Genomic DNA, 23,104 nt, shown 5'->3' on the forward strand with positions numbered 1-23,104 from the left:
TTGATGCCCTTTTTGCACGCTTTCGAACCAGAACCTGGCTCATCAGTGATTTTTTTTGTCATAATCATTGCTGAGACAGGCTCTGTAGAGGGCGTTTAGTCCGAAAAGCGATTGGTTTTTTCGGGTTGGATCGCCTCGCTCTCGCGGGGTGAAATTGTTTGTAGAATACTTCTGACAGGTTGGTTTATGAGTGCGAATACCGAAGCTCAAGGGAGCGGTCGCGGCCTGGAAGCGATGAAGTGGGTAGTTGTGGCCGTGCTGCTGATTGTGGCTATTGTTGGCAACTACCTCTATCGTGACATGATGCTGCCGTTGCGTGCGCTGGCCGTAGTAATTCTTATTGCTGCAGCGGGTGGTGTCGCGCTGTTGACGACAAAAGGTAAAGCGACCGTTGCTTTTGCCCGCGAAGCGCGAACCGAAGTTCGCAAGGTCATTTGGCCGACTCGCCAGGAAACATTGCACACCACGCTGATTGTGGCAGCAGTGACAGCAGTCATGTCACTGATTCTGTGGGGACTGGATGGTATTCTGGTTCGCCTGGTTTCCTTTATCACTGGCCTGAGGTTCTAAGATGTCTGAAGCCCCTAAAAAGCGCTGGTACGTCGTTCAGGCGTTCTCCGGTTTTGAAGGCCGCGTAGCCACTTCGCTGCGTGAGCATATCAAATTACACAATATGGAAGAGTTGTTTGGTGAAGTCATGGTTCCGACCGAAGAAGTGGTCGAGATCCGTGGTGGCCAGCGCCGTAAAAGCGAGCGCAAATTCTTCCCGGGTTACGTGCTGGTTCAGATGGTGATGAACGATGCAAGCTGGCACCTGGTGCGCAGCGTCCCGCGCGTAATGGGCTTTATCGGCGGCACGTCCGATCGTCCGGCGCCAATCAGCGACAAAGAAGTTGATGCGATTATGAACCGCCTGCAGCAGGTTGGTGATAAGCCGCGTCCGAAAACGCTGTTTGAACCGGGTGAAATGGTTCGTGTTAGCGACGGTCCGTTTGCTGACTTTAACGGCGTGGTTGAAGAAGTGGACTACGAGAAGTCCCGCCTGAAAGTTTCTGTTTCTATCTTCGGTCGTGCGACCCCGGTAGAACTGGACTTTGCCCAGGTAGAAAAAGCCTAAGCAGCCGATCAAAAAAGCGGCGATTTAATCGTTGCACAGGGCGCGAGATTGGAATACAATTTCGCGCCTTTTGTTTTTATGGGTTCCGACCCGTAAAACGATATTTATCACGGGGAGCCTCCTTGAGGCGCTATAACCCATTTAGAGGATTTTAGAATGGCTAAGAAAGTACAAGCCTATGTCAAGCTGCAGGTTGCAGCTGGTATGGCTAACCCAAGTCCACCAGTTGGTCCAGCTCTGGGTCAGCAGGGTGTTAACATCATGGAATTCTGTAAAGCGTTCAACGCAAAAACTGAATCCCTTGAAAAAGGTTTGCCAATTCCGGTTGTTATCACCGTATACGCTGACCGTTCTTTCACTTTCGTTACCAAGACCCCGCCGGCAGCAGTACTGCTGAAAAAAGCGGCTGGTATCAAGTCTGGTTCCGGTAAGCCGAACAAAGATAAAGTTGGTAAAATTTCCCGCGCTCAGCTGCAGGAAATCGCGCAGACCAAAGCTGCCGACATGACTGGTTCCGACATTGAAGCGATGACTCGCTCCATTGAAGGTACTGCACGTTCCATGGGCCTGGTAGTGGAGGACTAAGAAATGGCTAAACTGACCAAGCGCATGTCCGTGATCCGTGACAAAGTTGATGCGACCAAACAATACGACATCACCGAAGCTATCGCTCTGCTGAAAGAACTGGCTACCGCTAAGTTCGTTGAAAGCGTTGACGTTGCTGTAAACCTCGGTATCGACGCTCGTAAATCTGATCAGAACGTTCGTGGCGCAACTGTACTGCCACACGGTACTGGCCGTTCCGTACGCGTAGCTGTATTTGCTCAGGGTGCAAACGCTGAAGCTGCTAAAGCTGCTGGCGCTGAACTGGTAGGTATGGAAGATCTGGCTGATCAGATCAAAAAAGGCGAAATGAACTTTGACGTTGTTATTGCTTCCCCGGATGCAATGCGCGTTGTTGGCCAGCTGGGCCAGGTTCTGGGTCCACGCGGCCTGATGCCAAACCCTAAAGTTGGTACTGTAACTCCTAACGTTGCTGAAGCGGTTAAGAACGCTAAAGCGGGTCAGGTTCGTTATCGTAACGACAAAAACGGCATCATCCACACTACCATCGGTAAAGTGGACTTCGACGCTGACAAATTGAAAGAAAACCTGGAATCTCTGCTGGTTGCGCTGAAAAAAGCAAAACCAACTCAGGCGAAAGGCGTGTACATCAAGAAAATTAGCATCTCCACCACTATGGGTGCAGGTGTTGCAGTTGACCAGGCTGGCCTGAGCGCTGCTGCAAACTAATACCTTTACGTGGGCGGTGGATTTGTCTACAATCTTACCCCCACGTTTGCTAACGAAAGTTAGCAGGTAAAAAGATTTGTTCGTTGGAGCCTGGCCTAATCCAGGCCTCCGTCGAAGACCGCAGGTGTCTCGAAAGAGGCTTAATGCCCTGCGTAGACGGTGACAGAACGCTAAGATTATTTCTGATACTCTGGCTTGTTTCTGCTCACCGTATTTAAGACGCTCTTTCCGTTGGGAAGAGTGAAGTGAGTTCCGGAACATGAGTTCCGGCAAACATCCAGGAGCAAAGCTAATGGCTTTAAATCTTCAAGACAAACAAGCGATTGTTGCTGAAGTCAGCGAAGTAGCCAAAGGCGCGCTGTCTGCAGTAGTTGCGGATTCCCGCGGCGTAACTGTAGACAAAATGACTGAACTGCGTAAAGCAGGTCGCGAAGCCGGCGTATACATGCGTGTTGTTCGTAACACCCTGCTGCGCCGTGTTGTTGAAGGTACTCAGTTTGAGTGCCTGAAAGACGCGTTCGTTGGTCCGACCCTGATTGCATATTCTATGGAACACCCGGGCGCAGCTGCTCGTCTGTTCAAAGATTTCGCGAAAGCGAATGCAAAATTTGAGGTCAAAGCCGCAGCCTTTGAAGGTGAGTTGATCCCGGCATCGCAAATCGATCGCCTGGCAACCCTGCCGACCTACGAAGAAGCAATTGCACGCCTGATGGCAACCATGAAAGAAGCTTCGGCTGGCAAACTGGTTCGCACTCTGGCTGCTGTTCGCGATGCAAAAGAAGCTGCTTAATAGCCGTTTTCTTTATCAAGCATTCGCTTACGTATAAACTTATTCTGATTTTCAGGAACAATTTAAATGTCTATCACTAAAGATCAAATCATTGAAGCAGTTGCAGCTATGTCCGTAATGGACGTTGTAGAACTGATTTCTGCAATGGAAGAAAAATTCGGTGTTTCTGCTGCTGCTGCTGTAGCTGTAGCTGCTGGCCCGGCTGAAGCTGCTGAAGAAAAAACTGAATTCGACGTAATTCTGAAAGCTGCTGGCGCTAACAAAGTTGCTGTAATCAAAGCAGTACGTAGCGCAACTGGCCTGGGTCTGAAAGAAGCTAAAGACCTGGTAGAATCTGCTCCAGCCGCTCTGAAAGAAGGCGTGAGCAAAGATGACGCAGAAGCACTGAAAAAATCTCTGGAAGAAGCTGGCGCTGAAGTTGAAGTTAAATAAGCCAACCCTTCCGGTTGCAGCCTGAGAAATTAGGCTGATGGCTGGTGACTTTTTAGTCACCAGCCTTTTTGCGCTGTAAGGCGCCAGTAGCATTTCACACTGTTTGACTGCTGGTTGTCCTGACAATGCTTGTTTCTATCGACGCCTTAATATACTGCGACAGGGTGCTCGCTCTGTGTAAATCGCAACGAAATGGTTTAAGCGTGATAGCAACAGGTATTGCGGAAAGTATTCAATTTTCCGATCAACAAAACGGTGTTGCACAAACTGTCCCTTCGTCGGACAGATGGGTCGACTTGTCAGCGAGCTGAGGAACCCTAATGGTTTACTCCTATACCGAGAAAAAACGTATTCGTAAGGATTTTGGTAAACGTCCACAAGTTCTGGATATACCTTATCTCCTTTCTATCCAGCTTGACTCGTTCCAGAAGTTTATCGAGCAAGATCCTGAAGGGCAGTATGGTCTGGAAGCAGCCTTCCGTTCCGTATTCCCAATCAAAAGCTATAGCGGTAATTCTGAGCTGCAATACGTCAGCTACCGCCTTGGCGAACCGGTATTTGACGTTCAGGAATGTCAGATCCGTGGTGTGACCTATTCCGCACCGCTGCGCGTCAAACTGCGTCTGGTTGTCTATGAGCGCGAAGCGCCAGAAGGCACCGTTAAAGACATTAAAGAACAAGAAGTCTACATGGGTGAAATTCCACTCATGACGGACAACGGTACTTTTGTCATCAACGGCACAGAGCGTGTTATCGTTTCCCAGCTGCATCGTAGCCCGGGTGTCTTCTTCGACAGCGATAAAGGTAAAACACACTCTTCCGGTAAAGTACTGTATAACGCGCGCATCATTCCTTACCGTGGTTCATGGCTGGACTTCGAGTTCGATCCGAAAGACAACCTGTTTGTCCGTATCGACCGTCGTCGTAAACTGCCAGCGACCATCATTCTGCGTGCGTTGAGCTATACCACTGAGCAGATCCTTGACCTGTTCTTCGAGAAAGTGATCTTTGAGATCCGCGACAACAAGCTGCAAATGGAGCTGCTGCCGGAACGTCTGCGTGGCGAAACCGCGTCGTTCGACATCGAATCCGACGGCAAAGTGTACGTGGAAAAAGGTCGCCGTATCACTGCGCGCCATATCCGCCAGCTGGAAAAAGATGAAATCAAACACATCGAAGTTCCGGTTGAATACATCGCGGGCAAAGTGGCAGCAAAAGATTACGTTGATGCTTCAACTGGCGAACTGATCTGCCCGGCTAACATGGAGCTGAGCCTGGATCTGTTGGCTAAGCTGAGCCAGTCTGGTCACAAACGTATCGAAACGCTGTTCACCAACGATCTGGATCACGGTCCGTACATCTCTGAGACTGTACGCGTCGACCCAACTAACGATCGTCTGAGCGCGCTGGTAGAAATCTACCGCATGATGCGCCCTGGTGAGCCACCAACGCGTGAAGCGGCTGAAAGCCTGTTTGAGAACCTGTTCTTCTCCGAAGACCGCTACGATCTGTCCGCGGTTGGTCGTATGAAGTTCAACCGTTCTCTGCTGCGTGACGCGATCGAAGGTTCCGGTATCCTGAGCAAAGAAGACATCATCGAAGTGATGAAGAAGCTCATTGATATCCGTAACGGCAAAGGCGAAGTGGATGATATCGACCACCTCGGCAACCGTCGTATCCGTTCCGTAGGCGAAATGGCGGAAAACCAATTCCGTGTTGGCCTGGTACGTGTTGAGCGTGCGGTGAAAGAGCGTCTGTCTCTGGGCGATCTGGATACCCTGATGCCTCAGGATATGATCAACGCCAAGCCAATTTCTGCCGCAGTGAAAGAGTTCTTTGGTTCCAGCCAGCTGTCTCAGTTCATGGACCAGAACAACCCACTGTCTGAGATTACGCACAAACGTCGTATCTCTGCACTCGGCCCAGGCGGTCTGACCCGTGAACGTGCAGGCTTTGAAGTTCGAGACGTACACCCGACTCACTACGGTCGCGTATGTCCAATCGAAACGCCTGAAGGTCCAAACATCGGTCTGATCAACTCCCTGTCCGTGTACGCACAGACTAACGAATACGGTTTCCTCGAGACTCCGTACCGTAAAGTGACTGACGGTGTTGTAACCGACGAAATTCATTACCTGTCTGCTATCGAAGAAGGTAACTACGTCATCGCTCAGGCGAACACCAACCTGGACGAAGAAGGTCGTTTCGTTGACGATCTCGTTACCTGCCGTAGCAAAGGCGAATCCAGCCTGTTCAGCAATGATCAGGTGGACTACATGGACGTTTCCACGCAGCAGATCGTTTCTGTTGGTGCGTCCCTGATTCCATTCCTGGAACACGATGACGCCAACCGTGCATTGATGGGTGCGAACATGCAACGTCAGGCGGTTCCGACTCTGCGTGCTGATAAGCCGCTGGTTGGTACCGGTATGGAACGTGCTGTTGCCGTTGACTCCGGTGTAACCGCAGTTGCTAAACGTGGCGGTACTGTTCAGTACGTTGATGCTTCCCGTATCGTTATCAAAGTTAACGAAGACGAGATGTATCCGGGCGAAGCAGGCATCGACATCTATAACCTGACGAAGTACACCCGTTCTAACCAGAACACCTGCATCAACCAGATGCCGTGTGTGTCTCTGGGTGAGCCGGTTGAGCGCGGCGACGTGCTGGCAGATGGTCCGTCTACCGATCTCGGTGAACTGGCGCTCGGTCAGAACATGCGCGTAGCGTTCATGCCGTGGAACGGTTACAACTTCGAAGACTCCATCCTCGTGTCCGAGCGTGTGGTTCAGGAAGATCGTTTCACCACGATTCACATTCAGGAACTGGCATGTGTGTCCCGTGACACCAAGCTGGGGCCAGAAGAGATCACTGCTGACATCCCGAACGTGGGTGAAGCTGCGCTCTCTAAACTTGATGAATCCGGTATCGTTTACATCGGTGCAGAAGTGACCGGCGGCGACATTCTGGTTGGTAAGGTAACGCCGAAAGGTGAAACCCAGCTGACGCCAGAAGAGAAACTGCTGCGTGCCATCTTCGGTGAGAAAGCGTCTGACGTTAAAGACTCTTCTCTGCGTGTACCAAACGGTGTTTCCGGTACGGTTATCGACGTTCAGGTCTTTACTCGCGATGGCGTAGAAAAAGACAAACGTGCGCTGGAAATCGAAGAGATGCAGCTGAAGCAGGCGAAAAAAGACCTGTCTGAAGAACTGCAGATCCTCGAAGCTGGCCTGTTTAGTCGTATCTATGCTGCGCTGGTCTCCGGTGGCATCGAAGCTGAGAAGCTCGACAAACTGCCTCGCGACCGCTGGCTGGAACTGGGCCTGGCCGACGAAGAGAAACAAAGTCAGCTGGAACAACTGGCTGAGCAGTACGACGAACTGAAACACGAGTTCGAGAAAAAACTCGAAGCGAAACGCCGCAAAATCACTCAGGGCGACGATCTGGCACCAGGCGTGCTGAAGATTGTTAAGGTTTATTTGGCCGTTAAACGTCAGATTCAGCCTGGTGATAAAATGGCAGGTCGTCACGGTAACAAAGGTGTTATCTCCAAGATCAACCCGATCGAAGATATGCCTCACGATGCTAACGGTACGCCGGTAGATATCGTGCTGAACCCACTGGGTGTACCGTCTCGTATGAACATTGGTCAGATCCTCGAAACTCACCTGGGTATGGCTGCGAAAGGTATCGGCGAGAAAATCAACGCCATGCTGAAGCAGCAGGAAGAAGTCGCGAAACTGCGCGAATTCATCCAGCGTGCGTACGATCTGGGCACTGATGTTCGTCAGAAAGTTGACCTGAACACCTTCAGCGATGACGAAGTTCTGCGTCTGGCTGAGAACCTGAAAAAAGGCATGCCGATCGCAACACCGGTCTTCGATGGTGCGAAAGAGTCTGAAATCAAGGAACTGTTACAGCTGGGTGGCCTGCCGACTTCCGGTCAGATCACACTGTTCGACGGTCGTACCGGTGAGCAATTCGAGCGCCAGGTTACCGTGGGCTACATGTACATGCTGAAACTGAACCACCTGGTTGATGACAAGATGCATGCGCGTTCTACCGGTTCTTACAGCCTGGTTACTCAGCAGCCGCTGGGTGGTAAGGCACAGTTCGGTGGTCAGCGCTTCGGTGAGATGGAAGTGTGGGCGCTTGAAGCATATGGCGCGGCATACACCCTGCAGGAAATGCTTACCGTTAAGTCTGATGACGTGAACGGCCGTACGAAGATGTATAAAAACATCGTCGACGGTAACCATCAGATGGAACCGGGCATGCCGGAATCCTTCAACGTACTGTTGAAAGAGATCCGTTCCCTGGGTATCAACATCGAGCTGGAAGACGAGTAACTCTCGCTCAAACAGGTCACTGGTGCCGGATTAATAACCCGGCACCAGATTGTGCTAACTCCGACGGGAGCAAATCCGTGAAAGACTTATTAAAGTTTCTGAAAGCGCAAACTAAAACCGAAGAGTTTGATGCGATCAAAATTGCTCTGGCATCGCCAGACATGATCCGTTCATGGTCTTTCGGTGAAGTTAAGAAGCCGGAAACCATCAACTACCGTACGTTCAAACCTGAGCGTGACGGCCTTTTCTGTGCGCGTATTTTCGGGCCAGTAAAAGATTACGAGTGCCTGTGCGGTAAGTACAAGCGCCTGAAACACCGTGGTGTGATCTGTGAGAAGTGCGGCGTTGAAGTGACCCAAACTAAAGTGCGCCGTGAGCGCATGGGCCACATCGAGCTTGCGTCTCCGACTGCTCACATCTGGTTCCTGAAATCTCTGCCGTCCCGTATCGGTCTGCTGCTGGATATGCCGCTGCGCGATATAGAACGTGTTCTGTACTTCGAATCTTATGTTGTTATCGAAGGCGGGATGACGAATCTGGAACGTAACCAGATTCTGACCGAAGAACAGTATCTGGACGCGCTGGAAGAGTTCGGTGACGAATTCGACGCGAAAATGGGTGCGGAAGCTATTCAGGCCCTGCTGAAAAGCATGGATCTGGAGCAAGAGTGCGAGCAGCTGCGTGAAGAGCTGAACGAAACTAACTCCGAAACCAAGCGTAAAAAGCTGACCAAGCGTATCAAGCTGCTGGAAGCGTTCGTTCAGTCTGGTAACAAACCAGAGTGGATGATTCTGACCGTTCTGCCGGTTCTGCCGCCAGATCTGCGTCCGCTGGTTCCGCTGGATGGTGGTCGTTTCGCGACTTCCGACCTGAACGATCTGTATCGTCGCGTGATCAACCGTAACAACCGTCTGAAACGACTGTTGGATCTGGCTGCGCCTGACATCATCGTACGCAACGAAAAACGTATGCTGCAGGAAGCGGTCGACGCCCTGCTGGATAACGGTCGTCGCGGTCGTGCGATCACCGGTTCTAACAAACGTCCTCTGAAATCTTTGGCCGATATGATCAAAGGTAAACAGGGTCGTTTCCGTCAGAACCTGCTCGGTAAGCGTGTTGACTACTCCGGTCGTTCTGTAATCACCGTAGGTCCATACCTGCGTCTGCATCAGTGCGGTCTGCCGAAGAAAATGGCACTGGAACTGTTCAAACCGTTCATCTACGGCAAGCTGGAACTGCGTGGCCTGGCCACCACCATCAAAGCCGCTAAGAAAATGGTTGAGCGCGAAGAAGCTGTCGTTTGGGATATCCTGGACGAAGTTATCCGCGAACACCCGGTACTGCTGAACCGTGCACCAACTCTGCACCGTTTGGGTATCCAGGCGTTTGAACCGGTTCTGATCGAAGGTAAAGCAATTCAGCTGCACCCGCTGGTTTGTGCGGCATATAACGCCGACTTCGATGGTGACCAGATGGCTGTTCACGTACCGCTGACGCTGGAAGCCCAGCTCGAAGCGCGTGCGCTGATGATGTCTACCAACAACATCCTGTCACCTGCGAACGGCGAGCCAATCATCGTTCCTTCTCAGGACGTTGTACTGGGTCTGTACTACATGACCCGTGACTGTGTTAACGCCAAAGGCGAAGGCATGGTGCTGACTGGCCCTAAAGAAGCTGAGCGTATTTACCGCGCTGGCCTGGCCTCTCTGCATGCGCGCGTTAAAGTGCGTATCACTGAATACGAAAAAGATGCGAGCGGCGAATTCGTTGCGAAAACCAGCCTGATCGATACGACTGTTGGTCGTGCGATTCTGTGGATGATTGTGCCGAAAGGTCTGCCTTTCTCCATCGTCAACCAGGCGCTGGGCAAGAAAGCGATCTCCAAAATGCTGAACACCTGTTACCGCATTTTGGGTCTGAAACCGACCGTTATCTTCGCTGACCAGACGATGTACACCGGCTTTGCTTATGCAGCGCGTTCAGGTGCATCTGTTGGTATCGATGACATGGTGATCCCACAGAAGAAATACGAGATCATCAGCGAAGCTGAAGCTGAAGTGGCCGAAATCCAGGAGCAGTTCCAGTCTGGTCTGGTTACCGCGGGCGAACGCTACAACAAAGTTATCGATATTTGGGCTGCGGCGAACGATCGCGTTTCCAAAGCGATGATGGACAACCTGCAAACTGAAACCGTCATTAACCGTGAAGGTAAAGAAGAGCAGCAGGTTTCCTTCAACAGCATCTACATGATGGCTGACTCCGGTGCGCGTGGTTCCGCAGCACAGATTCGTCAGCTGGCAGGTATGCGTGGTCTGATGGCGAAACCAGATGGTTCCATCATCGAGACGCCAATCACCGCGAACTTCCGTGAAGGTCTGAACGTACTCCAGTACTTCATCTCCACGCACGGTGCGCGTAAAGGTCTGGCGGATACCGCACTTAAAACAGCAAACTCCGGTTATCTGACGCGTCGTCTGGTTGACGTTGCGCAGGATCTGGTGGTGACTGAAGACGATTGTGGCACCCTCGAAGGTATCACTATGACCCCGGTTATCGAGGGTGGTGATGTTAAAGAGCCACTGCGCGATCGCGTTCTGGGTCGTGTGACTGCTGAAGACGTACTGAAACCAGGTACCGCAGACATTCTGGTTCCACGCAACACTCTGCTGCACGAACAGTGGTGTGACCTGCTGGAAGAGAACTCTGTCGACTCCGTGAAAGTGCGTTCCGTCGTATCCTGTGACACCGACTTTGGTGTATGTGCGCACTGCTATGGTCGTGACCTGGCGCGTGGCCACATCATCAACAAAGGTGAAGCAATCGGCGTTATCGCGGCACAGTCCATCGGTGAGCCGGGTACACAGCTGACGATGCGTACGTTCCACATCGGTGGTGCGGCATCTCGTGCGGCTGCTGAATCCAGCATCCAGGTGAAAAACAAGGGTAGCATCAAGCTGTCTAACGCCAAGTCGGTTGTTAACTCCGCTGGCAAGCTGGTTGTGACCTCTCGTAACACCGAGCTGAAGCTGATCGACGAATTCGGTCGTACCAAAGAGAGCTACAAAGTACCTTACGGTGCTGTGATGGCGAAAGGCGATGGCGAACAGGTTGCTGGCGGCGAGACCGTAGCAAACTGGGATCCGCACACCATGCCGGTAATCACCGAAGTGGCGGGCTTCATTCGCTTCACCGATATGATCGATGGCCAGACGATTACTCGTCAGACCGACGAACTGACCGGTCTCTCCTCTCTGGTGGTTCTGGATTCTGCAGAACGTACCGCGGGTGGTAAAGATCTGCGTCCGGCACTGAAAATCGTTGATGCTAACGGTAACGACGTTCTGATCCCAGGCACCGATATGCCTGCTCAGTACTTCCTGCCAGGTAAAGCGATTGTGCAGCTGGAAGATGGCGTACAGATCAGCGGTGGTGACACCCTGGCGCGTATTCCACAGGAATCTGGCGGTACCAAGGACATCACCGGTGGTCTGCCACGCGTTGCTGACCTGTTCGAAGCACGTCGTCCGAAAGAGCCAGCTATCCTTGCGGAAATCAGCGGTATCATTTCCTTCGGTAAAGAGACCAAAGGGAAACGTCGTCTGGTTATCACTCCGTTAGACGGTAGCGAGCCATACGAAGAGATGATTCCTAAGTGGCGTCAGCTCAACGTGTTCGAAGGCGAACGTGTAGAACGTGGTGACGTGGTTTCCGATGGTCCAGAAGCGCCGCACGACATTCTGCGTCTTCGTGGTGTTCACGCGGTAACGCGTTATATCACCAACGAAGTACAGGACGTTTACCGTCTGCAGGGCGTTAAGATTAACGATAAACACATCGAAGTTATCGTTCGTCAGATGCTGCGTAAAGCAACCATCGATAGCGCTGGCAGCTCGGACTTCCTGGAAGGCGAGCAGGTGGAATACTCCCGCGTCAAGATTGCAAACCGCGATCTGGAAGCGAACGGCAAAGTGGCGGCGCTCTACTCCCGCGACCTGCTGGGTATCACCAAAGCGTCTCTGGCAACCGAGTCCTTCATCTCTGCAGCATCCTTCCAGGAGACCACGCGTGTCCTGACCGAAGCGGCTGTTGCGGGTAAACGTGATGAACTGCGCGGTCTGAAAGAGAACGTTATCGTGGGTCGTCTGATCCCGGCTGGTACCGGTTATGCTTACCACCAGGATCGTATGCGTCGTCGTGCTGCGGGCGAACTGCCAGCTGCACCTCAGGTAACTGCGGAAGATGCTTCTGCAAGCCTGGCAGAACTGCTGAACGCAGGTCTGGGCGGCTCTGACAACGATTAATCGTTGATGCCCGGCGGTGAAAATCGCCGGGTAACGAAACCCAGGTCGTAAAAGCGCTAGCGCCAATCGACAACAAAAAACCCGCCTCGGCGGGTTTTTTTATATCTCTATTTTTTCAGTTCAGCAGCGGCAGGCGACGATAAAGCTCAATCATGTCTCCCGCCAGATCCTGAATCACCATCGCGTTCATCAGGTGGTCCTGCGAATGAACGGTAATCAGATTCACCGGGAGTTTGCCGGTGCCTTCATCAAGGCCAATCAGCTGGGTCTGGATGGTATGCGCGTGCTTCACATATTCACGCGACTCTTCCATCGCTTGTTCCGCTCCCTCGAAGTCACCTTTACGTGCCAGTTGCAGCGCGGTCAACGCCGCACTGCGCGCCGCCCCGGCGTTTACCAGCAACTCCATGATGGTCGTTTCTAAATCTTCCATGGTTTACTCCAACAGTTTGAGTGCTTTTTCGAGCACGGCATCGCCTTTCATCATGCCGTAATCCATCATGTCGATCACCGCGACCTTTTTGCCCAGCGGTTCCGCCTGAGCCTGAAGTTTTGCCAGTTCGTATTTAACCTGTGGCCCCAGTAATACGATGTCGGCGGTGGCAATATTGTCTTTAAATTCAGCAACCGGCACGGCTTTAATGGTTACTTCAACGCCTTTTTTATCTGCGGCGTCTTTCATACGTTGAACCAGCATGCTGGTAGACATACCCGCCGCACAGCATAAAACGATGTTCTTCATAGTCAGCCTCGATGTACATGTGTTTATTGATAATTATCCCGTGCAGGCGGCTTCAACAACCGCTTTAAGGCGATTGTGTGTGAGGCATCACAAAGAAATCTGCTTTTTCTGAAACCGGTTACAATTTTAACGGATTAAGCAGTGCGCCCGCCAAAGCGGGCACAGAGAATGCGGTGTTATGCGTGGGTGGAAGAGAGAAGCGTGCGGTTTTTGCCCTGCTGTTTGGCTTCGTAGAGAGCTGCGTCCACGCTGCCCACTAACTGCTCCAGCGGCTCGAAGTGCCACTCTCCCAGGCCGGCGCTAAAGGTGACGTGCAAACCCTCTTCCCGCCAGGTGCGATCTGCAACCTGAAGACGCCATTTTTCCAGCAGGCTAAAAGCTGAATCACTATGTTCTGCCGGGAAGACAACGGCAAACTCCTCACCGCCGTAGCGATACACGGAAATATGCTCGGGTTGCATGACCTGGATGCCCTCCCGGGCGACATTACGAAGCACAATGTCGCCGCTCAGATGACCCCAGGTATCGTTGATGGATTTAAAGTTATCAATATCAACCAGCGCGAGGGCAAAGGGCTGATGCTCTTTCATCAACGCCGCAACATCGCTGTCGAAGGCGCGGCGATTTTTACAACCGGTGAGCGCGTCCACGGTCGCCTGACGCACATAATCCCGCTCGCGCTCTTTGTTCGTCAGAATGGTTTTACTGAGCATCGCTTCCAGTCGCGGCGCTTGATTCACCTCGCCAGTTTTAATGGCATTAATGATGTTCATCAGTACCGTACGCGATGCGTGGCGCAGATACAGGCCAAACAAGACAATCACGATGGCGGCCAGCGCAAATCCCCAGCTGACAATATTCGTCTCGTGGCGTGTGATGTCGGTGAGCGTGGTATTAGAAACGCGGTAAATGACGAGCCAGTCCGGGTTCGTAAAGGCGTAGTAGTAGTACCAGAAGCCGGTTTTACGATCGTAGGTGTGTCCCTCGCCGCTGGTCATCTGGTCCATCAGCTCTTCACTGACATAGGTTTTAAACAAGGCTCGGGTATCCGGATGCAGTACCACCTTTCCATCGCGCTCCACCACGAAGAATTCCCCATGCATGGGGGCGACCATCTGGCGCAGGGTATATCCCATGGAAGCCAGGTCGAGATGAAATCCGAGAGTCCCTTTAACGCGACCTTCCGGCGAAATGACGGGCCGGTAGAGGGTAACGGTAAGCTGATGAGTAAAGTAATCCATATAAGGGCTGGTATAGCGGCTTAAGGTACTCGCCTGCGCCTGACCGACAAACCACGGGCGGACGCGCGGATCAAACTTTTTGCTGCTGTCATCCGCCAGAACTTCGGGGGCACGCAGGTAATGTCCCTGGGCATCAGCCAGAGAGATAGCCGAAACGTTCGGCATCATATTTTGCAACTGCATCAGGGCCTGCAATCCGTTCTCACGATCGACATTCACCGTGTTCTCAAGCTGGTTATTGCGGGAGAAGAATGTGACAGCCCGGCCAAGAATATGGTCGTTTTCACGCAGGATCGATTCCGTATAGTTCACCGCCAGGTTATGCGTGAAATTGAGGTTAATATTATGATAATCCTCAACAAAATCTTTTCGCTGCGTCAGCGTGATAAACACGGCGATCAGCACAAAACTGAGCAATATCCCCGCAAAGCTCACCAGGATAGGTGTCGTAAAAGAGAGTTTTTTACTGTGGACAGGCATGGGTTGTCAGAGATCCAGAAGAGGTGATAGTCCAAATGTATGCTGGTTAATTATACTTCCCAGATTTTAAGGCAGGATGATTTATCTTAATAACTGACCAGAAACTGCTTATTTTTGTGAAGGCAGGGCGAAACGAGGAAGAAGCTTTTCGCCCTGGTCAGCGTCCGCTGCTGACGTTTGCAGATTAAAAAAACACAGTCGATTCGACAACTGCTCAATGGTGACACTCCGAGGCTCCTCGAGAACATTTCGCCTCGTTGCATCGCGTTTCAACGTAACTGCGAGACGCGCCCCAGCCAGCTATCCCAGTCTTTCCAGACGGGCTGTAATCCCTGGGTGCTGAGCGCGTGGGCAACCTCTTCAGGCCGACGGCCATCGTGTGGGGCGAACTGCTCCAGTTCCGGATGATTATCGGCATAACCGCCCGGCTGGGTTTTGGAAAAGGCGCTGACGTTGTTAATGGCTAACGGAATGACCCGATCGCGAAACTCTGGCGATTCCCGTGTTGATAGCGACAGCTCCACTTCCGGTGCCAGCAGGCGAAACGCGCAGATCGTTTGCACCAGCTGGCGTTCATCCATGATCGACGCCGGTTCGATACCGCCAGCGCAGGGGCGCAGCCGCGGGAAAGAGATGGAGTAGCGGCTCTGCCAGTAGTGCTGCTGGAGCCACAACAAATGCTCCGCCACCATAAAACAGTCGACCCGCCAGCTGTCTGACAGCCCAATCAACGCGCCGAGACCGATTTTGTCGATTCCCGCGCGACCGAGTCGGTCCGGCGTTTCCAGGCGGAAGAAAAAATCCTGCTTTTTTCCTTTCAGGTGGTGCCGGGCGTACATCGCTTCGTGATAGGTCTCCTGATAGACCATCACGCCGTCCAGCCCAAGGGATTTCAGCTCCACGTACTCCTCTTCAGAGAGTGGCTGAACCTCCATCTGCAAGGACGAAAACCGGCGACGTATGGCCGGAATGTGCTGACGGAAATAGTCCATGCCCACTTTTCCCTGATGTTCACCGGTGACCAGCAACAGATGTTCAAAGCCCATCTCCCGGATGGCGCCACACTCACGGGCAATCTCATCCTCATCGAGGGTTTTTCGCTTAATGCGATTGCTCATGGAAAAGCCGCAGTAGGTGCAATCATTGGCGCACAGGTTGGAGAGGTAGAGCGGCACGTAAAAGCTCACTGTGTTGCCAAAACGCTGGCGAGTGAGCCGTTGCGCGCGCTGGGCCATTGGCTCCAGATAGGCGCTGGCGGCGGGGGAGAGCAGGGCCATCAGATCTTCGCGGGAGACATGGCGCGCGTTCAGGGCGCGCTCGACGTCTCCGGCGGTTTTGCTGTTGATTCGCAGACGAATATCGTCCCAGTCCAGTTCCCGCCAGCGGTCGACGAAGGTGCTCATGAGTACGCCTCCAGAAAGCCCGTTAGCGGGCTGGTGGCCTGCGCCTGATAACTGCGCGAGCCAGGCACAGACTGACGCGCCAGCAGACCTGCCTCTACAGCCAGACGAAACGCGCGCGCCATCATCACCGGATCATCAGCCACTGCAATTGCGGTGTTGACCAGCACGGCGTCGGCGCCCATCTCAAGCGCCTGCGCCGCATGGCTCGGCACGCCGATACCCGCATCTACCACCACCGGAATGGTGGCCTGTTCAATGATAATTTCAAGCATCGCGCGGGTTTCCAGCCCCTGGTTGGAACCAATCGGCGCACCCAGCGGCATCACCGCCGCGCAACCGACTTCCTCGAGCCGTTTACAGAGCACCGGGTCCGCGCCGCAGTAGGGCAAAACCGTGAACCCTTGCTTGACGAGAATATCGGCTGCTTTCAGGGTTTCGATGGGATCGGGCAGCAGCCAGCGCGCGTCGGGATGGATTTCCAGTTTCAGCCAGCTGGTGCCCAGCGCTTCGCGTGCCAGTTGGGCGGCAAACACCGCCTCTTCTGCCGTTTTCGCCCCAGACGTGTTGGGCAGAAGCGTCACGCCCGCCGCCAGAAGCGGGGCCAGGATCGCATCGCTGTGATGACGCAAATTCACGCGTTTCATCGCCAGCGTCACCAGCTCGCTACCACTCTCGCGAATGGCATCGACCATCAGCTGTGGCGAAGCGAATTTTCCGGTGCCGGTGAAAAGGTGTGATTCAAAGAGTTTATCCGCAATACGTAACATATCAGCCTCCCGCGATGACCTGAAAAAGCAGGATCTGATCGCCATCCCGTACCTGCTGATGTTCCCACTGCTCACGCGGCAGGATCTGTTGATTAAGGGCCAGCGCCATACCCGGCTTCAGCTGGCGTAGCTGGTCGAGAAGGGCTGCGACGCTAAGCCCCGAAACGCACTGCATTGGCTCATCGTTAAACAGAATGCGCATGCTGTCCTCCGCATACCGGGCACCCGCTGGCGCGCTGCAATGCCAGATGCCGCCAGTTTCCTGAACGGGCATCGAACATCCGCAGCGTATTGCGCGGGGTCGCCATTTTGCTGATGAGCTTGATCGCCTCCAGCGCCTGCAAGGTGCCCATCACGCCGACGACCGGCCCGAGGATCCCCGCCGTACGGCAGTTGCGCTGCGGCTCTTCATCGTCCGGCCACAGGCAGCGGTAGCAGCCCTGCGCCCACGGCGGCGTTAGCACCATCATCTGCCCGCCAAACCCAACGGCGCTGGCGGTAATGAGCGGCGTATCGAGGGCCACGCAGGCGGCGTTGATCGCCTGACGTGTCGCCATATTGTCGGTGCAATCCAGCACCACATCGGCGCGGGCGACCTCCTGATGGAGCGCGTCTCCCTCCAGCCGCTTCTGCACGGCAATGAGCGTAATGTCAGGGTTGAGCGCATTCAGCCGCTGGGTGGTGATCTGCGCTTTTGGCTGGTTAATGTCCTCGGTGGTGAACAGAATTTGCCGCTGCAAATTGCTCAGATGGACATCGTCGTCGTCGGCTAACACCAGCGTGCCGACGCCAGCGCCGGCCAGATAGAGCGCAGCAGGCGCGCCGAGTCCTCCGAGGCCGATGATCAACACCCGGCTGTCGAGCAGCGTTTGCTGACCCTCGACGGCGATATCGTCGAGCAGGATCTGGCGGCTGTAGCGCATGAAATCAGTGTCATTCATCGCCCGCTCCCGCCAGCTGCAACAGCTGTTCAGTGGCCGCCCGCCAGTCTGCTGCCTGCGTAATGGCGCTGACCACCGCGATACTGCCGACGCCGGTTTCCAGCACTGCCGGAGCACGCGCCAGGCTGATACCGCCGATAGCGACGGTCGGGTAATCACCCAGACGAGCGATATGGCGCGCCAGCTGCGCCAGCCCTTGCGGGGCTGACGGCATCTGTTTAGTTTGCGTCGGGAAGACGTGGCCGAGCGCGATATAGGAGGGGCGAGCGGCGAGCGCCACGTCGATCTCCATATCATCATGAGTCGAAACGCCCAGGCGCAGGCCTGCCTCGCGAATAGCGCTCAGATCGGTGGTCTCGAGATCTTCCTGACCCAGATGCACACCGTAGGCCTGATGCTTAATCGCCAGCTGCCAGTAATCGTTGATAAATAACCGGGCGTCAAAGCGGTGCCCCAGTTCGATGGCAGCTATCACATCGCTTTCCACCTCTTCATCACGCTTGTCTTTGATGCGCAGCTGGAGCGTTTTGACGCCTGCCTCAAGCAGGCGTTCAATCCATTCCACGCTGTCGACGACCGGGTAAAGCCCTAAGCGCAGGGGCACCGGGGGGAAATCGGGCTGGTACATTACGCCTCCTCTTTTTTGAGGTAGATTTCGCCGCCTTTAGCGCGGAAGTTTTCTGACATGTCAGCCATGCCCACTTCGATCACCTGCTTGGCGGCGTAGTCGCGCACTTCCTGGCTGATTTTCATTGAGCAGAATTTTGGCCCACACATGGAGCAGAAGTGCGCCACTTTGCCGGACTCCTGCGGCAGGGTTTCATCGTGGTAGGCGCGTGCGGTGAACGGGTCGAGAGCCAGATTGAACTGGTCTTCCCAGCGGAATTCAAATCGAGCTTTCGACATGGCGTTATCGCGGATCTGCGCGCCCGGGTGGCCTTTGGCTAAATCTGCCGCGTGGGCGGCGATTTTGTAGGTGATCAGCCCCTGCTTCACGTCCTCTTTGTTCGGCAGGCCGAGATGCTCTTTCGGGGTGACATAGCAGAGCATGGCGCAGCCAAACCAGCCGATCATCGCCGCGCCGATACCAGAGGTGAAGTGGTCGTAGCCCGGTGCAATATCGGTGGTCAGCGGCCCAAGGGTGTAGAACGGTGCTTCGTGGCAGTGCTCCAGCTCTTCAGTCATATTGCGGCGAATCATCTGCATTGGTACGTGGCCAGGGCCTTCAATCATCACCTGCACGTCATATTCCCAGGCGATTTTGGTCAGCTCGCCCAGGGTGTGCAGCTCAGCAAACTGTGCTTCGTCGTTGGCATCGCGAATAGAGCCAGGACGCAGGCCGTCGCCCAGCGACAGGGAGACGTCGTAAGCGGCGCAGATTTCACAAATCTCGCGGAAGTGTTCGTAGAGGAAGTTTTCCTGATGATGCGACAGGCACCATTTCGCCATGATTGAGCCGCCGCGCGACACAATCCCGGTCAGGCGTTTGGCGGTCATTGGCACGTAGCGCAGCAGTACACCGGCGTGGATGGTGAAGTAATCTACCCCCTGTTCGGCCTGTTCCAGCAGCGTATCGCGGAACGCTTCCCAGGTGAGATCTTCGGCGATCCCGTTTACCTTCTCCAGCGCCTGATAGATTGGGACCGTGCCGATCGGTACCGGGCTGTTACGCAGGATCCACTCGCGGGTTTCGTGGATGTAGCGCCCGGTGGAGAGATCCATCACCGTGTCCGCGCCCCAGCGGGTGGACCACACCAGTTTTTCGACCTCTTCTTCGATGGAGGAGGTGACCGCAGAGTTGCCGATATTGGCGTTCACTTTCACCAGGAAGTTGCGGCCAATAATCATCGGTTCCGATTCCGGGTGGTTTATGTTGGCAGGGATAATCGCCCGGCCAGCGGCCACTTCATCACGCACGAATTCCGGCGTGATGTTCTCCGGCAGGCGAGCGCCAAAACCTTCGCCCGGATGCTGGTGGCGCAGAACTTCGCTGCGAATGCGCTCGCGCCCCATGTTTTCGCGGATGGCGATGAATTCCATCTCCGGCGTTACGATCCCCTGGCGTGCATAGTGCAGCTGGGTCACGCATTTTCCCGCTTTCGCCCGTTTCGGCGTCAACAGACCGGAGAAACGCAGCCCGTCCAGACCATCGTCCGCCAGACGCTCTTTGGTGTACGCGGAGCTGCGGTCGGTCAGTGATTCGCTGTCCTGGCGCGCCTCAATCCACGGCTGACGCAGTTTTGCCAGCCCCTGCTGGACGTTGATGGCCACGTCCGCATCGCCATAAGGGCCAGAGGTGTCGTAGACCGGCACTGCTTCGTTATCTTCAAACTGGGGATTTTCTTTGCTGCCACCGATGAGTGTCGGGCTGAGCTGGATTTCACGCATCGGGACGCGGATATCGTCCTGCGAACCGGTGATGTAAATACGTCTGGAGTTCGGGAAAGCAGTGCCTTCCAGGGTATCGATGAAGTGTTGTGCTTGTGCGCGCTGTTCGCGGCGGGTCAGTTTAGTTGCAGACATAGCTCATTCCAAAAAAGTAAGGAGTGGCTTGTCAGACGACGGATGAAGCAAGAGGTGTGATCACCCAGAGAGGGTGATACAACAGCATTTTGACTCTTGTTCCCTTCGCAGGTATTAGCCTGATCAGGTTCCGCGGATCCCGAATTAACGGTCTCAGCCCGGCTTTCGCACTGGGCACTCCGACAAGAAAACGCGCCTGCAGTGCAGGTGCGGTATTTGTAAATTACTCGTTAACGCTTAAGAACTCAAGCTGGCCGCGCGATGTTGTCTTCGTTGCTGGCTTTTGGATTGCTGTCCAGCACCAGGGCGATGAGCTTGTCTTCCAGTGTGAACCGCGCTTCCATCGCTTCGCCGAGATCGGAAAGGGCCTGCTGGAAATCCAGATAATTGTCCTGATCGATGGCGTTTTCGAGCGTTGAGTCGTAATAGTCCATGATCTGCTGAGTATTGGCTTCCAGCAGTGGGTAGAGCTTCGTGGCCGCTAAATACGGGCTGGTCCCTTCCATTTCGCGAATAATACGTTCATATAGATTAAAATGACCGTCGGAAAGGTAGTCGACCAGGCTTTGACAAAAATCATCCAGCGCTTTTTCATTCAACCGCATATACGATTCTTTGCCAGGCTTAATGCCAACCAGATTGTAGTAAGCAACAAGCAAATGTTTACGCACGTGCAGCCAGCGATCGACCAGGTCATGACTTCCTCCGACGCGCTCTGTCAGGCTTTGTAGCTGGTTTAGCATGTTTGACTCCACAAGGTTAAGATGAAAAAGCTGGCCACCCGGAAATGTAAGAATATTGTTATCAACATGCCTGTGAAGCAAAGGTAGTGCAATAGATATGGATCGTATAATTGAAAAATTAGATCGCGGCTGGTGGATCGTCAGCCACGAACAAAAATTATGGTTGCCCGGCGGAGAATTACCTTACGGCGAGGCAGGACGTTTCGATCTTGCGGGGCAGAGGGCACTCTGGCTCGGCGAATGGCAGGGCGATCCCGTGTGGTTGATCCAGCAAAATCGCCATCACGAAATGGGATCGGTTCGCCAGGTGATCGATCTGGACGTCGGTCTGTTCCAGCTGGCCGGGCGTGGCGTGCAACTGGCAGAATTTTTCCGATCCCATAAGTTCTGCGGCTACTGCGGGCACACCATGCACCAGAGTAAATCCGAGTGGGCCATGCTGTGCAGCCACTGCCGGGAGCGCTACTACCCGCAAATCGCCCCGTGCATCATCGTCGCCATTCGTCGGGATGACACTATTCTGCTGGCGCAACACACTCGCCATCGCAATGGCGTGCATACGGTGCTGGCTGGCTTTGTCGAAGTGGGTGAGACGCTCGAACAGGCTGTTGCTCGCGAAGTGATGGAAGAGAGCAGCATCAAGGTGAAAAACCTGCGTTACGTCACCTCCCAGCCGTGGCCCTTCCCCATGTCGCTGATGACAGCGTTTATGGCGGATTATGACAGCGGCGATATCGTGATCGACCAAAAAGAGCTGCTGGAAGCCAACTGGTATCGCTACGACGACTTACCCCTTCTCCCGCCATCGGGCACCGTGGCGCGTCGTCTGATAGAAGATACCGTCGCGATGTGTCGGGCCGACTATGAATGAATCACATGTTACACTGGCGGCATGACGCTTAAGGAACTGCAAAAATGACCGAACTGAAGAACGATCGTTATCTGCGTGCGCTGCTGCGCCAACCCGTTGATATCACCCCGGTATGGATGATGCGCCAGGCGGGCCGCTATTTGCCGGAGTACAAAGCCACGCGCGCCGAGGCGGGCGATTTTATGTCCCTGTGCAAAAACGCCGAGCTGGCCTGCGAAGTCACGCTGCAGCCGCTGCGCCGTTTCCCGCTCGATGCGGCGATCCTTTTTTCAGATATCCTGACCATTCCGGACGCGATGGGGCTGGGTCTCTATTTCGAAACCGGCGAAGGCCCGCGTTTTACCTCACCGATTAAGAGTAAAGCTGACGTCGATAAACTGCCGATTCCAGACCCTGAACAGGAGCTGGGCTACGTCATGAACGCGGTGCGCACTATTCGCCGCGAGCTGAAAGGCGAAGTGCCGCTGATTGGCTTCTCCGGAAGCCCGTGGACCCTGGCGACGTATATGGTTGAAGGTGGTAGCAGCAAAGCCTTCACGATGATCAAAAAGATGATGTACGCCGAGCCGCTGGCGCTGCATGCGCTGCTCGACAAACTGGCGAAAAGCGTCACTCTGTATCTCAATGCGCAGATTAAAGCGGGTGCGCAGTCGGTCATGATTTTCGATACCTGGGGCGGAGTGCTGACCGGGCGCGATTATCAGCAGTTCTCCCTGTACTACATGCATAAAATTGTCGATGGTCTGCTGCGTGAAAACGAAGGCCGTCGCGTGCCGGTGACGCTGTTCACCAAAGGCGGCGGGCAGTGGCTGGAAGCGCTGGCCGCGACCGGCTGCGATGCGCTGGGTCTCGACTGGACGACCGATATTGCCGATGCGCGCCGTCGCGTGGGTGACAAAGTGGCGCTGCAGGGCAATATGGACCCCTCCATGCTCTACGCGCAACCTGCACGCATCGAAGAAGAAGTGGCGACCATTCTGGCCGGATTCGGTCAGGGCGAAGGGCACGTCTTTAACCTCGGCCACGGTATTCATCAGGATGTACCGCCAGAGCACGCAGGCGTGTTTGTCGAGGCGGTGCACCGCCTTTCTGCACAGTACCACCAGTAGGG

General features: G+C 54.2%; 20 protein-coding genes and 1 riboswitch. Of the genes, 10 read left to right on the plus strand and 10 right to left on the minus strand.

Annotated features, from left to right (window positions below; genetic code table 11):
- Positions 1-186: 186 nt before the first annotated feature.
- From secE to rpoC, 8 genes are all read left to right on the plus strand, one after another.
- On the plus strand, positions 187-570 hold the full coding sequence (secE, locus tag ACB496_RS00980) for a preprotein translocase subunit SecE (RefSeq protein WP_003862342.1): 384 nt from the start codon (positions 187-189) through the stop codon (positions 568-570).
- 1 nt (position 571) lies between these two features.
- The gene (gene nusG, locus ACB496_RS00985) at positions 572-1,117 is read left to right on the plus strand and encodes a transcription termination/antitermination protein NusG (RefSeq protein ID WP_002438628.1); all 546 of its coding nucleotides are present in this window, start codon (positions 572-574) and stop codon (positions 1,115-1,117) included.
- Positions 1,118-1,273: 156 nt separating this feature from the next.
- On the plus strand, positions 1,274-1,702 hold the full coding sequence (rplK, locus tag ACB496_RS00990) for a 50S ribosomal protein L11 (RefSeq protein WP_004097640.1): 429 nt from the start codon (positions 1,274-1,276) through the stop codon (positions 1,700-1,702).
- Positions 1,703-1,705: 3 nt separating this feature from the next.
- Positions 1,706-2,410 carry a 50S ribosomal protein L1 gene (gene rplA, locus ACB496_RS00995; protein ID WP_100778109.1) on the plus strand — a complete coding sequence of 235 codons (705 nt, stop codon included), beginning with the start codon at positions 1,706-1,708 and terminating at the stop codon, positions 2,408-2,410.
- A 292-nt stretch (positions 2,411-2,702) separates the two neighbouring features.
- Positions 2,703-3,200: a 50S ribosomal protein L10 gene (rplJ, locus tag ACB496_RS01000; RefSeq protein WP_007704673.1), complete on the plus strand. Its 498-nt coding sequence runs from the start codon at positions 2,703-2,705 to the stop codon at positions 3,198-3,200.
- 66 nt (positions 3,201-3,266) lie between these two features.
- Entirely contained in the window at positions 3,267-3,632 is a 366-nt protein-coding gene (rplL, locus tag ACB496_RS01005) for a 50S ribosomal protein L7/L12 (RefSeq protein WP_095280280.1), read from the plus strand.
- Positions 3,633-3,952: 320 nt separating this feature from the next.
- On the plus strand, positions 3,953-7,981 hold the full coding sequence (rpoB, locus tag ACB496_RS01010; protein WP_102105780.1) for a DNA-directed RNA polymerase subunit beta: 4,029 nt from the start codon (positions 3,953-3,955) through the stop codon (positions 7,979-7,981).
- Positions 7,982-8,058: 77 nt separating this feature from the next.
- Positions 8,059-12,282 carry a DNA-directed RNA polymerase subunit beta' gene (rpoC, locus tag ACB496_RS01015; RefSeq protein ID WP_100778107.1) on the plus strand — a complete coding sequence of 1,408 codons (4,224 nt, stop codon included), beginning with the start codon at positions 8,059-8,061 and terminating at the stop codon, positions 12,280-12,282.
- A 115-nt stretch (positions 12,283-12,397) separates the two neighbouring features.
- Here the strand turns inward: rpoC and ACB496_RS01020 are convergent, their stop codons facing one another.
- The 10 genes from ACB496_RS01020 to rsd form a co-directional block, all read right to left on the minus strand.
- Positions 12,398-12,715, minus strand: coding sequence for a PTS lactose/cellobiose transporter subunit IIA (locus ACB496_RS01020; protein ID WP_100778106.1), 318 nt, complete (start codon positions 12,713-12,715; stop codon positions 12,398-12,400).
- Positions 12,716-12,718: 3 nt separating this feature from the next.
- The gene (locus ACB496_RS01025; protein ID WP_100778105.1) at positions 12,719-13,024 is read right to left on the minus strand and encodes a PTS sugar transporter subunit IIB; all 306 of its coding nucleotides are present in this window, start codon (positions 13,022-13,024) and stop codon (positions 12,719-12,721) included.
- A gap of 176 nt (positions 13,025-13,200) precedes the next feature.
- Positions 13,201-14,745 carry a diguanylate cyclase domain-containing protein gene (locus ACB496_RS01030; RefSeq protein WP_371974072.1) on the minus strand — a complete coding sequence of 515 codons (1,545 nt, stop codon included), beginning with the start codon at positions 14,743-14,745 and terminating at the stop codon, positions 13,201-13,203.
- A 269-nt stretch (positions 14,746-15,014) separates the two neighbouring features.
- Positions 15,015-16,148 carry a 2-iminoacetate synthase ThiH gene (thiH, locus tag ACB496_RS01035; RefSeq protein ID WP_107702483.1) on the minus strand — a complete coding sequence of 378 codons (1,134 nt, stop codon included), beginning with the start codon at positions 16,146-16,148 and terminating at the stop codon, positions 15,015-15,017.
- Positions 16,145-16,915: a thiazole synthase gene (gene thiG / locus ACB496_RS01040; protein ID WP_371974074.1), complete on the minus strand. Its 771-nt coding sequence runs from the start codon at positions 16,913-16,915 to the stop codon at positions 16,145-16,147. Before thiG ends, thiH begins: the two co-directional genes overlap by 4 nt.
- Before the next feature lies 1 nt (position 16,916).
- A complete protein-coding gene (gene thiS, locus ACB496_RS01045) occupies positions 16,917-17,117 on the minus strand; it encodes a sulfur carrier protein ThiS (RefSeq protein ID WP_371974076.1) in 201 nt (66 codons plus the stop codon).
- Positions 17,101-17,856 carry a HesA/MoeB/ThiF family protein gene (locus tag ACB496_RS01050; RefSeq protein ID WP_312156890.1) on the minus strand — a complete coding sequence of 252 codons (756 nt, stop codon included), beginning with the start codon at positions 17,854-17,856 and terminating at the stop codon, positions 17,101-17,103. Before ACB496_RS01050 ends, thiS begins: the two co-directional genes overlap by 17 nt.
- Positions 17,849-18,484, minus strand: coding sequence for a thiamine phosphate synthase (gene thiE, locus ACB496_RS01055; protein WP_371974078.1), 636 nt, complete (start codon positions 18,482-18,484; stop codon positions 17,849-17,851). Before thiE ends, ACB496_RS01050 begins: the two co-directional genes overlap by 8 nt.
- Positions 18,484-20,379 (minus strand): phosphomethylpyrimidine synthase ThiC, encoded by a 1,896-nt coding sequence (gene thiC, locus ACB496_RS01060; protein WP_371974080.1) that lies wholly within the window; start codon positions 20,377-20,379, stop codon positions 18,484-18,486. The genes thiE and thiC overlap by 1 nt, the downstream gene beginning before the upstream one ends.
- An 83-nt stretch (positions 20,380-20,462) precedes the next feature.
- Positions 20,463-20,571: riboswitch (TPP riboswitch) on the minus strand.
- 53 nt (positions 20,572-20,624) lie between these two features.
- Complete coding sequence (rsd, locus tag ACB496_RS01065; protein WP_100778097.1) at positions 20,625-21,122, minus strand: sigma D regulator; 498 nt, start codon at positions 21,120-21,122, stop codon at positions 20,625-20,627.
- Positions 21,123-21,219: 97 nt separating this feature from the next.
- Between rsd and nudC the strand changes: the two genes are divergently transcribed.
- Entirely contained in the window at positions 21,220-21,993 is a 774-nt protein-coding gene (nudC, locus tag ACB496_RS01070; protein WP_371974082.1) for an NAD(+) diphosphatase, read from the plus strand.
- Between the two features lie 44 nt (positions 21,994-22,037).
- Entirely contained in the window at positions 22,038-23,102 is a 1,065-nt protein-coding gene (gene hemE / locus ACB496_RS01075) for a uroporphyrinogen decarboxylase (protein WP_102105769.1), read from the plus strand.
- The last annotated feature ends 2 nt before the right edge of the window (positions 23,103-23,104 follow it).

Origin of the sequence: Lelliottia nimipressuralis, assembly GCF_041464075.1 — a bacterium.
In the GTDB taxonomy this organism is placed as follows: Bacteria; Pseudomonadota; Gammaproteobacteria; order Enterobacterales; family Enterobacteriaceae; genus Enterobacter; species Enterobacter nimipressuralis.

Coding starts and splice junctions, on each gene's coding strand:
- ACB496_RS01020 (WP_100778106.1), bottom strand. CDS start 12,715: ATGGAAGATTTAGAAACGACCATCATGGAGTTGCTGGTAAACGCCGGG.
- ACB496_RS01030 (WP_371974072.1), bottom strand. CDS start 14,745: ATGCCTGTCCACAGTAAAAAACTCTCTTTTACGACACCTATCCTGGTG.
- rplA (WP_100778109.1), top strand. CDS start 1,706: ATGGCTAAACTGACCAAGCGCATGTCCGTGATCCGTGACAAAGTTGAT.
- rplK (WP_004097640.1), top strand. CDS start 1,274: ATGGCTAAGAAAGTACAAGCCTATGTCAAGCTGCAGGTTGCAGCTGGT.
- thiE (WP_371974078.1), bottom strand. CDS start 18,484: ATGTACCAGCCCGATTTCCCCCCGGTGCCCCTGCGCTTAGGGCTTTAC.
- ACB496_RS01050 (WP_312156890.1), bottom strand. CDS start 17,856: ATGAATGACACTGATTTCATGCGCTACAGCCGCCAGATCCTGCTCGAC.
- thiC (WP_371974080.1), bottom strand. CDS start 20,379: ATGTCTGCAACTAAACTGACCCGCCGCGAACAGCGCGCACAAGCACAA.
- rsd (WP_100778097.1), bottom strand. CDS start 21,122: ATGCTAAACCAGCTACAAAGCCTGACAGAGCGCGTCGGAGGAAGTCAT.
- ACB496_RS01025 (WP_100778105.1), bottom strand. CDS start 13,024: ATGAAGAACATCGTTTTATGCTGTGCGGCGGGTATGTCTACCAGCATG.
- rplJ (WP_007704673.1), top strand. CDS start 2,703: ATGGCTTTAAATCTTCAAGACAAACAAGCGATTGTTGCTGAAGTCAGC.
- rpoB (WP_102105780.1), top strand. CDS start 3,953: ATGGTTTACTCCTATACCGAGAAAAAACGTATTCGTAAGGATTTTGGT.
- thiS (WP_371974076.1), bottom strand. CDS start 17,117: ATGCGCATTCTGTTTAACGATGAGCCAATGCAGTGCGTTTCGGGGCTT.
- nusG (WP_002438628.1), top strand. CDS start 572: ATGTCTGAAGCCCCTAAAAAGCGCTGGTACGTCGTTCAGGCGTTCTCC.
- thiG (WP_371974074.1), bottom strand. CDS start 16,915: ATGTTACGTATTGCGGATAAACTCTTTGAATCACACCTTTTCACCGGC.
- rplL (WP_095280280.1), top strand. CDS start 3,267: ATGTCTATCACTAAAGATCAAATCATTGAAGCAGTTGCAGCTATGTCC.
- secE (WP_003862342.1), top strand. CDS start 187: ATGAGTGCGAATACCGAAGCTCAAGGGAGCGGTCGCGGCCTGGAAGCG.
- nudC (WP_371974082.1), top strand. CDS start 21,220: ATGGATCGTATAATTGAAAAATTAGATCGCGGCTGGTGGATCGTCAGC.
- hemE (WP_102105769.1), top strand. CDS start 22,038: ATGACCGAACTGAAGAACGATCGTTATCTGCGTGCGCTGCTGCGCCAA.
- thiH (WP_107702483.1), bottom strand. CDS start 16,148: ATGAGCACCTTCGTCGACCGCTGGCGGGAACTGGACTGGGACGATATT.